This window comes from Marinovum sp. PR37, from assembly GCF_028807375.1.
Taxonomy (GTDB): domain Bacteria; phylum Pseudomonadota; class Alphaproteobacteria; order Rhodobacterales; family Rhodobacteraceae; genus Marinovum; species Marinovum algicola.
The window spans coordinates 228,104-241,264 of the sequence record NZ_JARAML010000004.1 but is presented as its reverse complement, the minus strand read 5'-3'; the positions used below and the strand labels follow the sequence as shown (position 1 = coordinate 241,264).

Here is a 13,161-nt window from a genome sequence, read left to right as displayed (position 1 = left end):
TCGTAGCTTATGTCAGTGTCCGAATTTCGGGGGGTAGCTCACACCACCAGTTCAGCGTGACCTCGGGCACCATCTTTGCCTCGCGCAAGATGGACTTCGTTGACCTGCTGGCGGCGATTTTTATCATAGTGAACGCTTCTAAGGGGCTTTCGATGGTGCAGCTTTCCCGCGATCTGGACTGCCAATACAAGACCGCTTTCGTGCTGGCTCACAAGCTGCGTGAAGCCATGGCTGACGAAGTGCATACCGGCGAAGCGCTGGGCGGTCACGTTGAGATTGACGGTGTCTATTTCGGCGGTCACATCCGCCCCGAGAACCGCAAGGAAGATCGCAAAGACCGTCGCCTGAAACAGCACCAGACAGGCAAGCGCCGCGTAGTGATCGCCATGCGCGAACGCGATGGCCGCACCCTGCCGTTTGTCGGCACCAGCGAAGCCGAAGGTGTGGCGCTGGCAAACGAGAACGTGGACCGCATGGCAACCATGTCAGCGGATGAAGCCTCACATTGGGATATGCTGCACGCTGGCTTTGACGTTGACCGCGTGAACCACTCCGAGATTTACAGCGACCACGGCAAGCACACTAACATGGTGGAAAGCTACTTCTCGCGCCTGCGCCGCATGGTCACTGGTCAGCACCACCACGTTTCGCCGCAGTACCTCTACCAGTACGCAAACCACGCCGCATGGCTGGAGGACAACCGCCGCACCGACAACGGCACACTGGCGCATATCATGGTGTCAAATTCGATGGCCGCGCCGGTTAGCCGTCAGTGGAAGGGGTACTGGCAGCGAGCCGCATAATGTTGTGGGGGTAAAACGGGAACGCCGCTAGACTCTGAGTGGCGTCACATGGTAAACAAAAAATTGAGGCGGTCAGGTCACTACACCTGCCGCCTCTATTTCAACCTCAGCCGGGTCGGGCTGGGCTATGTGATATCACATCTTTCATATGACAGGTGTGAATCGCTCGGTCAAGACCTGATCCGGCCAAACTCGAAAGGCCAGATCAATGGCAGACGATACCCAAAGCATCCTTTGCGGCTCTTGTCGCGTACCGATTGAAGGTCCCGCTGATGGAAAGGGCGATAACGTGTTTTCCTGCCCTATCTGCGGGCAAGGTGACACACGAGAAAACGTCCTCAAAGAGGTCAAAGCCTTCCTCGCGGAACTGGCACAGCGTAGCCTCCAAGAATCCATGAGGGAGGCCGCGCGGGGCAGCAAGTTCATGCAGTTCAAGGGACAGCCTATCCCAAAGAAGTCTTATCGCTTCGTTACAGATCATAAGGTTTAACTCCACCAAGCTGGCCCCGTAGGGCCAGCCTCCACACACGCCCCTCACGCCTCACCATCCCCGCTGCCTCAAGCCGCCTGAGCGTCATATGCACCCTCTGACATGCGCTTCTGCGGGAGATGCCGGGGAGCGCCTCTTGCACCTTGTCCGATATCTTTCCGGTCAAGCACGGCCCTTCTGACAAGACGCCCAGAACCAACCTGCGGCTTTGACCCCGGCGCATCTGCCTATCATACACCCGCCTTACTGGTAGGGGCACGCCTCGCATGTTCAGCAAGGCTTCCGCTATATCGGCTTGCTCGCCACCCGCCTTATATAGCGCCAGAAGCGCGTTGTTGATTGTCTTGTCCTGCATGGCACAAGGATGATTCACACGGGCGCGTTATGCAGCTATGATCTTGGTGCGTTTGATACATAAGGCCGGAAATATTCCCGGGGGAGCCCGCAGGGCGGGGGCAGAGCCCCCGGGTCCGTCGGCGACAAAGCGCGCGAACATTGAGCGAACAAGGCTTTTCAGCCCGCGTCCGAACGGGTAAAGTCGCCGCATGAGCAGTTTTGACGACATGGACGCTTTCGAGGCGGCCTCCTCCCTCTCGCAGCGCGCCATGGCGGCGCGTCCCGCGCCTTATCTCGACGGGCTGAACCCGGCCCAGCGCGAGGCCGTGGAGGCGCTGGACGGCCCGGTGCTGATGCTGGCCGGCGCCGGCACCGGCAAGACCAAGGCGCTGACCACGCGGATCGCGCATCTGCTGAACACCGGCAAGGCGCGGCCGAACGAAATCCTTTCGGTGACCTTCACCAACAAGGCCGCGCGCGAGATGAAGCTCCGCGTTGGCAAGCTTTTGGGCCAGGTGGTCGAGGGCATGCCCTGGATGGGCACCTTCCACGCGATCGGCGTCAAGCTGCTGCGCCGACACGCCGAGCTGGTGGGGTTGAAATCGAATTTCACCATCCTCGACACCGACGACCAGATCCGCCTGCTGAAACAGCTGCTTTCGGCGGCACAGATCGATGACAAGCGCTGGCCCGCCCGGCAACTCAGCCACATCATCGACAATTGGAAGAACCGGGCCTGGACGCCCGACAAGGTGCCCGCCGCCGAGGCCGGAGCCTTCAACAATCGCGGGGTTGAACTTTATGCCCAGTATCAGGCCCGGCTGAAAGAGCTGAACGCCTGCGATTTCGGCGATCTGCTGTTGCATTGCGTGACGATCTTCCAGACGCAGGAGGACGTGCTGGCCCAGTATCAACGCTGGTTCCGCTATATTCTGGTGGACGAATACCAGGACACCAATGTTGCCCAGTATCTCTGGCTGCGGCTCCTGGCGGGCGGTCACAAGAACATCTGCTGCGTCGGCGACGACGATCAGTCGATCTACGGCTGGCGCGGCGCCGAGGTGGGCAATATCCTGCGCTTCGAAAAGGATTTTCCCGGCGCCAAGGTGGTCCGGCTGGAGCAGAACTACCGCTCCACCCCGCATATCCTGGCCGCCGCCGGCGGGGTGATCGCCGGCAACACGGGGCGTCTGGGCAAGGAGCTCTGGACCGATGCGCCCGACGGCGAAAAGGTGCGGCTGATCGGCCATTGGGACGGCGAGGAGGAAGCCCGCTGGATCGGCGACGAGATCGAAGCGATGCAGGGTGGCACCCGCGGCATGCGGGGATTTTCGCTGGATGACATGGCGATTCTGGTGCGCGCCTCGCACCAGATGCGCGCCTTCGAGGATCGCTTTCTGACCATCGGCCTGCCGTACCGGGTGATCGGCGGACCCCGGTTCTATGAGCGGATGGAGATCCGCGATGCCATGGCCTATTTCCGCGTCGTGGTCAGCCCCGAGGATGATCTGGCCTTCGAGCGCATCGTCAACACGCCCAAGCGCGGACTTGGCGACAAGGCGCAGCAGACCATCCAGCGTCTGGCGCGCGACACTGGCGTGCCGCTGGTCGAGGGCGCGCGGCTGGCGGTGGAGAGCGGGGCGATCAAGGGCAAGGGCGGCAATGAACTGGCCCGGCTGCTCGACGGGCTTGCGCGCTGGGGCCGGATGACCGGCGAGAAGGACGTCAGCCACGTCGAGCTTGCCCAGATCATCCTCGACGAAAGCGGTTACACCACCCATTGGCAGAACGACAAGACACCCGAGGCGCCGGGCCGGTTGGAAAACCTCAAGGAGCTGGTCAAGGCGCTGGAGGAGTTTGAGAACCTGCAAGGCTTTCTCGAACACGTCAGCCTGATCATGGACAACGAGAGCGAAGAGGCCGGCGCCAAGGTGTCGATCATGACGCTGCATGCCGCCAAGGGGTTGGAGTTTCCCGCGGTCTTCCTGCCGGGCTGGGAGGATGGGCTTTTTCCCTCGCAGCGCAGCATGGACGAGAGCGGCCTCAAGGGCCTGGAGGAGGAGCGACGGCTGGCCTATGTGGGGATCACCCGCGCCGAGGAGGTCTGCACCATCAGCTTTGCCGCCAACCGGCGGGTCTTTGGCCAATGGCAGTCGCAGCTGCCGTCGCGCTTTGTCGATGAGCTGCCGGAGGCGCATGTCGATGTGCTCACTCCACCGGGGCTTTATGGCGGCGGCATGGCCGGGCAGAGCTTTGGCTCGGGCATGGAAAGCCGGGTGGCCGAGGCAAATGTCTACAATTCGCCCGGCTGGAAACGGCTTCAGGAGCGGCAGAGCCAGCGCCCGATGGCGCAGCCCAAAGAGAGCCGCAACACGGTGATCGACGCGACGGCGATCTCGAGCTTCACCATGGGCGAGCGGGTGTTCCACCAGAAGTTCGGCTATGGCGCGGTGGTGGGCATCGAGGGCGACAAGATCGAGATCGATTTCGAGAAGGCCGGCGTCAAGAAGGTGGTCGCACGCTTCATCAACGCCGCCGATGACGTGCCGTTCTGAGCCCGGACTTCGCCGACAATGATCCCGTCCCGGGACGCGCCGCGGGAGCTCTGGCCGGCGGATGCCGCGCCTGCCAAGAGGCCCCGGGTCAGGCCCGGGGCCCTGGCGTGACGGAGAATGGCGCCTCCACCGACTTTACGCTGTCTTGCGGCTCCGAATCCCCGTAGTCTGATCCGGCAAGGTGCCTGCGGTTCTGCCGCGGGAGAATTGGGAAGCCGGTGAAAGACCGGCGCTGCCCCCGCAACGGTATGGCCGGGGGATGTGGTCAGTACCACTGGGCGTCACGCCCGGGAAGGGGCCGCATCCGCAATCCCGCCGAGCCCGGAAACCAGCCTTCGCAGTGACGTCAAACCGCGGGTGGCGGGCAGGGCGCGGGGTCGGGCGCATTGCCTTGCCGCCGTTTCCTCTCTGCCTGCCCGTTCTGCATCAAGGCCACGGGGCGTGGCGGAAAGGATCGAGATGACCAGACCTCTCACCGCAGCAAACGGGAGGGCCGCAGCATGATGCTGGCCCGTATTCTTGCCGATCTGCGCCATGCCGAGACGGGGACCGCGCCCGAGGCCGCGGCGCGCGCCGGTTTTGTCCGCTGGGTGCTGTCGCTGCCACCCGGGGTGCCGGTTTCGGCCGCGGCGGCGGCCGCGGCCGTGCGGGTCCGGCCGCAGGCCGGGCAGGGTCGGGCGGTGGCGCTGTTTCTGAAGTGTCTGGACGAGGCTTGTGTCACGGCGAATATCGCGCCGGAGCGGCGCGGTGGCGCCCGGGCGCGGCGACGGGGGCGCGCGTGACTTCGGACCCCGGAAAGGAACCCCGAAAATAAGAACGGCGGCACGGGAGGTGTGCCGCCGTCTTATTTTGACCGACGCTCCTGAATGGGAGGAGACGAAGCGTCAGTGCCGGTCGGACCTCAGGCCATTTGGGAGGAGGAGCCTTCGGTCCGGGTATTCCCGACCGCAAAGGGAGGAGAGCGGCGGGAAATTCTATGTCTTTGCCGGCGTCACGCATCCGGCGTGGCGGCGGGCCGGAGCCCTGAAACTGTCATGCCCCCGGGGGGAAGAACGGCGGCACGGGAGGTGTGCCGCCGTCTTTTCAACACCAGCGCTCCTGAATGGGAGGAGACGAAGCGCCGGCTGGAGCGGACCGCGGGCCTATTGGGAGGAGGGGCCTTTGGTCCTGGTATTCCCGACCGCTATTGGGAGGAGGGCGGCAGGGAATTCTGTCTGGGCCGCTTGCCGGCCCGGTGTAAAAGGCGGCGACATCAGGGAGGAGGAGAGATGTCGCCGCTGAGACACAGAAGACTCAGGGAGGAGGAGAGAGCCTTCTGATCCGGTATCAGTTATAGGCTGCGTGATAGGCCACGCGGCGGATTTCGCTGCGGCTCAGGCCGAGATCGGCGAGCTCGCGGTTCGACAGGCCTTGCAACTCGTTCATGGTTTCCCGATACACGCGGTACTGTGCATAACGTGCGGTGAGGGACTTGAGCGCAGCCTGGAAGCGTTTGTTCAGTCCGGCCTGAACGGGGGTGTTCGTGGTGATGTCTGCCATGGCGTTTCGCCTTTGTTGTCGTCAGTGTCTGTTCGTTTCGTTGACATCAATGTAGTCGAATGCTGCGTGCGCACAATCCCAAGTGCGATCAATGCTGCTATGCAGCAATTGCATGTGTAAGCGCTTAGACGCGAGTAGACCTTAAGACTAAAGTCGTAATTTACTCGCATAGGTTGAATATCGCGGTTTTGTGAGGTGATACGCGGCACCGCGACCCAGATTGGGGCAGGAAAATCATGGAAGAGATCATCCGAAAAGAGCTGGCTAGGTTCGAGATTCCCGGTGGCGGAGACCTGATCTCGCGCGATTTGATTCGAGCGCTGAATATCGAGGACGGTGTGGTGCGCTATGTGATCGAGGCGCCCTCGCCCGAGATGGCCCGCCAGATGGAGCCGCTGCGCGCCGCGACCGAACGGGCCGTGGCTTCGATCTCCGGCGTGCGCGAGGTGCATGCGGTGCTGACCGCGCATGAGGCCAAGGCCCCGCCGAGCCTCAAGGTCGGCGGCCATCCCAAGCCCCAGGCCGGCCCGATGAAACCCGCGGGCGTCAAGCGCATCATCGCCATCGCCTCGGGCAAGGGCGGGGTGGGCAAATCCACCGTTTCGTCGAATCTCGCCGTGGCGCTGGCCCGCGCCGGCAAGAAGGTGGGCCTGCTCGACGCCGATATCTACGGCCCATCACAGCCGCGCATGATGGGCGTGTCGCAACGCCCCGCCAGCCCCGACGGCAAGATCATCGAACCGTTGGTGGCGCATGGCGTGACCATGATGTCGATCGGGTTGATGCTCGATCCGGCCAAGGCGGTGGTCTGGCGCGGTCCGATGCTGATGGGGGCGTTGCAGCAGATGCTGGGGCAGGTTGCTTGGGGCGAGCTTGACGTGCTGCTTGTCGATCTGCCGCCGGGCACCGGTGACGTGCAGCTGACGCTGTGCCAACGCTCCGAGCTGTCGGGGGCCATCGTCGTCTCGACGCCGCAGGACGTGGCGCTGCTGGATGCGCGCAAGGCGGTGGACATGTTCCATACCCTGAAGACCCCGATCCTGGGAATGATCGAGAACATGTCGCTGTTCCATTGCCCGAGTTGCGGCTTCGAGGCGCATATCTTTGGCCATGGCGGCGCGGCGCAGGAGGCCAGCGACATGGGCGTGCCGCTGCTGGCGCAGCTTCCGATCGATCTCGACACGCGGCTGGCCGGTGACAGCGGAACGCCGGTGGCGGCGGGAACCGGGCCGATGGCCGAGGCCTATGCGCAGCTGGCCCAAGGCATGATTCGCGGCGGGCTGGTCTGAAGGGCGCGTGCCGATAGGAGAGGCCGGCAACCTCTAGCGGAGGCTTTCCAGCGGCTGAAAGATCGGTCCATCGGCGCTGCGGCTGTAAAAGGCGCGCAGGGCAAAGACCTCTTCCAGCCGCTCCGGCGTCAGCACCGCGCCGGGGGCGCCGTCGGCCACGGCGCGGCCCCGGTCCAGCATGACGAGCCGGGTGCAATGCCGCGCGGCGAGGCCGAGATCGTGCAGCGAGACCACGACGGCCTTGCCTTCGGCGGCAATCCGGCCAAAGACCTCCATCGTGGTGATCTGTGCTGCCGGGTCGAGCCCGGCAATGGGTTCGTCCGCCATCAGCAGCGGTGTTTCCTGGGCCAGCGCGCGGGCGATCAGCACGCGGGCCTGTTCGCCGCCCGAAAGGTGATTGGCGGGGCGATGGCGGAAGCTCTCGAGCTTCATCCGCCGGATTGCCCGGTCCACCGCCGCCCGGTCTTCGGGGCGCAGCCGGCCGCCGCGCGGCAACCAGGGGGTGCGGCCCAATGCGATCACCGCCTCGACATCGATGCCCCAGGCGATCTCGCGGCTCTGCGGCATCCAGGCGGCCTGGCGGGCACGGGCGTGCGCCGGCAGATCGGCGATATTGCTTTGGCCCTGATGCGCCAGAAGGCCCAGCGCGGCACGCAGCAGCGAGGTCTTGCCAGCGCCGTTGGGGCCGATCAGGCCGACACATTCGCCCGGGCCGACCCGCAACGAGACATGATCGACCACCGGGCGGCTGCCGCGATGCACCGAGAGGTCTTGCAGAGCCAGAAGGGCGGTCATGCGAACTCCTTCCGGGTCTTGTAGATCAGGTGCAGGAACAGCGGCGCGCCGATCAGCGCCATGACGACACCAAGCTTGAGATCGCGGTCGGGCAGGATCAGCCGCACCGCGATATCCGCCGCCAGTACCAGCACGGCGCCTCCGAGCGCCGAGGCAAACAACAGCCGCGACGGCCGCGCGCCGACCAGCGGGCGGAGGATATGCGGCACCACCAGCCCGACAAAGCCGATGGCGCCCGCCACCGCCGTGGCGGCGCCGACGACGCTGGCGGTGGCGATCACCAGCGTCAGGCGCAGCCGGGTCAGGCGGATGCCCAGCGCCTGGGCGGCGTCTTCGCCAAGGGTCAAGGCATCGAGACCGCGGCCCAGCGTCGCCAGCATGAGCCAGCCCAGCACCGAAAGCGGCAGCGCCAGCCAGACATGGGTCATCGACCTGTCAGCCAGCGAGCCCATCATCCAGAAGACGATTTCCGAGGTGGCAAAGGGGTTGGGCGAGAGGTTCAGCACCAGTGACAGAAGCGCCCCAGCGAGCGCCGAGATGGCGATCCCGGCCAGGATCAAAGTCAAGGAGGCGCCGCGCGGCCCGGCCAGCGCCAGGAGAAGCAGCACGCCGAGCAGCGCGGTGCCGAGCGCGGTCAGCGGCAGTGCGAGGGTGAAGGCGGCGGCCAGCCCGGTCTGGAGCGCGATCACCGCGCCGAGCGCGGCCGAGGCGGAGACGCCAATCAGCCCCGGTTCGGCCAGCGGGTTGCGCAGATAGCCCTGCATCGCCGCCCCGGCCATGCCCAGCGAGGCGCCGACGATCACCGCCAGAAGCGCGCGCGGCAGGCGAATCTCGCGCATCACCAGCGTCATCGGCGTGCCGTCATCGAGGATCAGCGCCGAGAGACTGTCCAAGACGCCGACCGGCGCCGGCCCGATCAGCAGCGAGGCCAGGAAGAGCGCGGCGACACCCAGCGTCAGAAGTGGCATCAGCCGGCTCATCGCGTGGCCTCCAGCGCCCGGCGCAGCGGCGCGAGCCCTTCGATGGCGCGCAGCACATGCGGCGTGCCGCAGACCCAGTCGGCATCGGTCACCGCCGCGCCCTGCGCGCCCCGGCGCAGGGCCTCGATGACCGGGTGATCCATGATCCGCTCGGCGCGGCTGGTGCCGGGATAGGGCTGGCCGGTGATGATCGCCTCGGGGGCCGCCAGCGCGAGGATTTCCAGCGGCAGCTTGCCGCCAGTCTCGTAACCGGCGGTGATGGCGATATTCTCGAAGCCGGCGGCGGTCAGGATCTCATGCGCCAGCGACGCGCGGCCCGAGGTGAAACCATTGGCATGATAAAGCGCCGCGCGAGGGCGTCGTGTTACCTCGGCTTGCAGGGCGGCGAGGCGGCTGTCGAAATCGGCCACCATGTCGCGCGCGGCCGCCTGCCGGCCCAGCGCTTCGCCCATCTCGAGCACCGCGCGCCGCACGCCCGCCATGGAGGTGACGATGTCGAAGGTGGCGACCGGAATGCCGAGATTTTCCAGCGCTTCGACCGAGGCCCGTGCGGTATACCGCCCGGCCAGAACCAGGTCGGGCTGCATGAGATAGATTTCTTCGGCGCGGCCATGGTTGATGACATAGTCCTGCGCCGCATCGGCCATCGAGGAGGCGCGCCGGTCGAGCGCCACGAAAGAGACCGAATGTAGCTGGCCCGGCGCGGCCAGCATCATGGCAAGCTGGTCGGTGCAGAGGTTGATCGAGACAACCCTTCGCGGCGCCTCCTGCGCCTCGGCCGCCGCACCGATCAGCGCGGCGGCGAGCAGGAGTGCCTTACAGAGACGCACGGACCCCGAAATACGCGGCGCGATCCGATTGGCCATAGCCCGGCGCGGTCTGGTATTCCTCGTCAAAGATGTTCTCGATCCGCAGATAGACTTCGGCATCCTCCATGATCTCATAGGTCAGGGTGGAATTCACCACGCCGTAATCGTCCAGATCGTCGGCCCGGTTGCCGGCCCAGAGCCCGGTGACATTGAGCGAGGCGCGTTGCCCCAGATCCGCGGTCACGGAGGCCGAGGCCTGTTGGCCGGGCACAAAGGCCGACCAGCTCGAACTGTCGAGATCGGCGTCGGAAAAGCTGTCGGTCCAGGTATAGGAGCCGTCAAACCGCAGCCCCTCGCGCAGCGCGCCGCCAAAGGCCAGCTCCAGCCCCTGCCGGGTCGAAGTGCCCTCGGCCTGCACGTAACCGAAGGTGGTGAAAGAATAGTCGATGATGTCCTCGGCTTCGACATGGAAGGCGGTGGCGCGGACAAAGGCGGTCTCGCCGTAGCGCTTCTCGACGCCCAGATCAAAGCTCTTCGAGGTTTCGGGATCGAGATCGGGGTTGCCGGCAAAGCCGTCGTAAAGCTCGTAGCCCGAAGGCGCGCGGAAGCCGGTGGCGGCATTGGCGCGGAAGATCAGGTCATCCATCGGGCGATAGACGGCCGAGAGACGGCCGGTGGTATGGCCGCCAAATTCGGAATGCACGTCATGGCGCAGCGCGGCCGAGAGGTTCCACATCTCGTTCGGTGCCCAGGTCAGTTCGGCAAAGGTGCCGTTGACGGTGGTGTCCTGGCTCTGTCCGTCGACAAAGAGGCCGAAAATCGTGTGGTCCAGCGCCACGGCGGTGTCGAATTCCTCGATCGTGTGATCGGCGCCAAAGGCCAGCCGCGCGGTGGCGCCAAGATCGACGCCGCCCTGGTAGCGGTATTCCATCCGGGTGCCGGTATAGTCGAAGCGGTCGTCGGAGATGCCGCCAAAGCTGGCCGAGGTGCCTGTCAGCGTGCGGTCGATGCGGAACCAGGCGGCCGAGACCGAATGATCCACCGCGCCGGTGACGAAATCAAAGCCGATGCGGGCGCCGTTCTGTTTCTTGACCGTCAGCTCGTCGGGGCTGCCGTCAGATACCACGCCGCCCGAGGCCTCGTCATATTCATAGTCCGAGCGCTCGTCGAAGAACGACAGATGCATCACCAGATCGGGCGAGCCCAGTTCGTAAGAGCCGGCAAAGCTCAGCCGGGTGGCCGAAAAGCCGTCTTCCTCGTCATTGCCGTCGTTTTCGTCGGCGGCGGAAAATCCGTCCGAGCGGGCGTGAGAAAAGGTCAGCGCGCTGTCGTAGCCATCGCCGGCCGTGGTCAGGGTCACGGCGCTGCGCAGGGTTTCGTAGCTGCCGTATTCCGAGGCGATCTGCACGCCGAACCCGTCCTTGTCGGCGGTTTTGGTGGTGATGTTGATCACCCCGCCAAGCGCCTCGGAGCCATAAAGCGCCGATTGCGCGCCGCGCAGGATCTCGATGCGCGAGATGTCCGACGTCATCAGCCCGCCGAAATCAAAGGCCACCTGGGTGCCGCTCGGATCGGATACGTCGATACCATCGACGCGTACCTGGATGTTGTTCTGCCCGACGCCGCGAATCGAGACCCCGGCAGAGGTGCCCAGCGGGCCGGTGGCGCGGATCGTCACGCCGGGCTGGCGGGCGAGAAAATCGATCACTCGGGTCTCGCCGGTGGCCTCCAGGTCGTCCTCGGTGATCACGGCGGCGGAAACCCCGGTCTCGTCGGCGGGTGCCGCCTCGAGCCCGGCCGAAAGGATCAGCACGCCGAGATCATAGGCGTCGTCCTGGGCAAGAGCAGGGGTGGCACAGAGCGCGGAGAGCGCGGCGCTGGTCATCAGGGTGGAGCGGGTCATTTTGTATCCCTCGAAGGCCGGTCGGGCCGATTGACGTTTCGGAGGGAACAGCGCCCACCGTTTCAGTGAAGTCACCGCGACGGGGTTGCCGTTATCCGTGACGCGCCCCGCGTCGGGATAGGGTGAGCTCCTGGCAGGTCTCCTGACTTCGCGGGTCGTTGCATCCGCCGGGCCTTCCCGCGGCCGGTGGCCACAGTGGCAGTTTCCGAAGGTGCTCGCCGCTCACAGTTGCGGGGGCAGTCGCGGCTTTGCACCGCGTTCCCTTTTCACGAACCCCTTGCGAGGCCCGAACCAAGACAGGCTTCGTCTAATTGTGCCGGCTCAGCCTGGCAAGACGGCAATTCGCACGCCCCGTCACGCGGCTTCAGGTGCGGCATGGCGGCCACGCCGGCGCCTTTTTGGGAATCCATGGCCGCAGAGGGCCTGAATGGCCCTGGCGGGCGGGCGCGGCCCCGGCGGGAAATCAGGACCGCGCCGGGAAACCAAGGGACATACGGGAAATCGTGGGATGGATGGGAATTCATGGCACCGGCCCAATCCGGTGCGGCGACAGAATCAAGAATTGGCTCTCGATTCCGTGATTCGTGTGTGAGTCACAGCGCCGGAATTGCCAAAATCCGCAAAAGCAGGCGCGGCGGAATTTGGGGAAACGGGTAAATCACGGCGCTGCCCCGAAAATTCCGGGATTTCGTGGGAAAAAAGCCACAGCGCCTCAATTACTATATATGGTATGAGCAAAAAGCCGCTTCCGCTATAAATTCCAAAAACAGTATCAATTTTACCCCAAGATGTTGTTTTCCACAGGGGGTGTGGACAATATGATGTGGGTCTTTCCCAATTTTGCCTGTTGATTTCCATAATTTCCCATGGCATCCCTTATACCACGATGAGGGACGGAGATAGGGGCAGCAAACGACCCCGCAACCAACTCCGAACAAAAGCAAAAACAGGTTTCATACAGGCATCCGCCTTTCATCGTGAAACAGAGATCCGGCGCGCGGGCGAGCAGACATCCCCCCAGGTGGCGCGCGCAGCTGGACATCCCGCAAGAGCGGGACAGGCGGCGGGTTGATCAGTGGCAGCAGATCAATCCGCCGTTTTTACATCCAAGACATGGGGGGTTTCGCGGGGGCGCGGGCAAAGGACGGCAGGACAGTGAGCCGCAGGTTCAGAGGCGAAAGCCGCCACAAGGTGGATACAAAGGGCAGGGTGTCGATCCCGGCCCTGTTTCGCCGTGTGCTGGAAGCTGCTGATCCGAATTGGAAATCCGGCGAAAACCCCGAGCTCGTGATTGTCTACGGCGATCACCGGCGCAACTACCTCGAATGTTACACGATGGAGGCGATCGACGAGGTCGACGCCAAGATCGATGCCATGCCGCGCGGGTCGATGCAGCGCAAGATGCTGCAACGGCTGTTTCACGGCCAATCCTATCCCACCAACGTCGACGAGACCGGCCGCCTGGTCCTGCCCGCCAAGCTGCGGGACAAGATCGGACTGGAAAAAGAGGCTTTTTTCATCGCCGCAGGTGACACCTTTCAAATCTGGCACCCGGACACCTACGAGAAGGAAGAGCTGGCCAAGACCGAAGAGTGGCTCGACGAGCTGCCCGAGGATTTTGACCCGCTGTCCTTCCTCGATGGACCGGCAGAGGGAGCCTGA

At 64.5% G+C, this 13,161-nt stretch carries 10 protein-coding genes and 2 riboswitches; of the genes, 5 read left to right on the top strand and 5 right to left on the bottom strand.

The genetic code is table 11. The annotated features are described in order from the left end of the window. The 3 genes from PVW49_RS05650 to PVW49_RS05640 all read left to right on the top strand — a co-directional run. Positions 1 to 803 (top strand): IS1595 family transposase (locus tag PVW49_RS05650; protein WP_274590095.1); only part of this gene is annotated, 803 nt, incomplete at its 5' end. A gap of 1,035 nt (positions 804 to 1,838) precedes the next feature. Then, on the top strand, positions 1,839 to 4,184 hold the full coding sequence (locus PVW49_RS05645; RefSeq protein WP_074835348.1) for an ATP-dependent helicase: 2,346 nt from the start codon (positions 1,839 to 1,841) through the stop codon (positions 4,182 to 4,184). 162 nt (positions 4,185 to 4,346) lie between these two features. After that, positions 4,347 to 4,535, top strand: a riboswitch (cobalamin riboswitch). A 149-nt stretch (positions 4,536 to 4,684) separates the two neighbouring features. After that, on the top strand, positions 4,685 to 4,966 hold the full coding sequence (locus tag PVW49_RS05640) for a hypothetical protein (protein WP_074835347.1): 282 nt from the start codon (positions 4,685 to 4,687) through the stop codon (positions 4,964 to 4,966). Positions 4,967 to 5,510: 544 nt separating this feature from the next. Here PVW49_RS05640 and PVW49_RS05635 read toward each other — a convergent pair. Continuing rightward, positions 5,511 to 5,723, bottom strand: a complete 213-nt coding sequence (locus PVW49_RS05635; RefSeq protein WP_048530597.1) for a DUF1127 domain-containing protein — start codon at positions 5,721 to 5,723, stop codon at positions 5,511 to 5,513. 236 nt (positions 5,724 to 5,959) lie between these two features. On the opposite strand from PVW49_RS05635, the gene PVW49_RS05630 reads away from it, so the two are divergent. Continuing rightward, positions 5,960 to 7,012 carry an Mrp/NBP35 family ATP-binding protein gene (locus tag PVW49_RS05630; protein WP_274590094.1) on the top strand — a complete coding sequence of 351 codons (1,053 nt, stop codon included), beginning with the start codon at positions 5,960 to 5,962 and terminating at the stop codon, positions 7,010 to 7,012. 33 nt (positions 7,013 to 7,045) lie between these two features. Here PVW49_RS05630 and PVW49_RS05625 read toward each other — a convergent pair whose 3' ends face one another. From PVW49_RS05625 to PVW49_RS05610, 4 genes are read right to left on the bottom strand one after another with little or no spacing between them, the layout of a single operon-like run. Then, positions 7,046 to 7,807: an ABC transporter ATP-binding protein gene (locus PVW49_RS05625; RefSeq protein WP_074835344.1), complete on the bottom strand. Its 762-nt coding sequence runs from the start codon at positions 7,805 to 7,807 to the stop codon at positions 7,046 to 7,048. Further along, entirely contained in the window at positions 7,804 to 8,787 is a 984-nt protein-coding gene (locus PVW49_RS05620) for a FecCD family ABC transporter permease (protein ID WP_274590093.1), read from the bottom strand. The genes PVW49_RS05625 and PVW49_RS05620 overlap by 4 nt, the downstream gene beginning before the upstream one ends. Then, a complete protein-coding gene (locus PVW49_RS05615; RefSeq protein ID WP_244526430.1) occupies positions 8,784 to 9,617 on the bottom strand; it encodes an ABC transporter substrate-binding protein in 834 nt (277 codons plus the stop codon). The genes PVW49_RS05620 and PVW49_RS05615 overlap by 4 nt, the downstream gene beginning before the upstream one ends. After that, positions 9,604 to 11,499: a TonB-dependent receptor plug domain-containing protein gene (locus PVW49_RS05610; protein WP_274590092.1), complete on the bottom strand. Its 1,896-nt coding sequence runs from the start codon at positions 11,497 to 11,499 to the stop codon at positions 9,604 to 9,606. The genes PVW49_RS05615 and PVW49_RS05610 overlap by 14 nt, the downstream gene beginning before the upstream one ends. Before the next feature lie 115 nt (positions 11,500 to 11,614). Continuing rightward, positions 11,615 to 11,810, bottom strand: a riboswitch (cobalamin riboswitch). Positions 11,811 to 12,654: 844 nt separating this feature from the next. On the opposite strand from PVW49_RS05610, the gene mraZ reads away from it, so the two are divergent. After that, complete coding sequence (gene mraZ, locus PVW49_RS05605; protein ID WP_074835339.1) at positions 12,655 to 13,161, top strand: division/cell wall cluster transcriptional repressor MraZ; 507 nt, start codon at positions 12,655 to 12,657, stop codon at positions 13,159 to 13,161.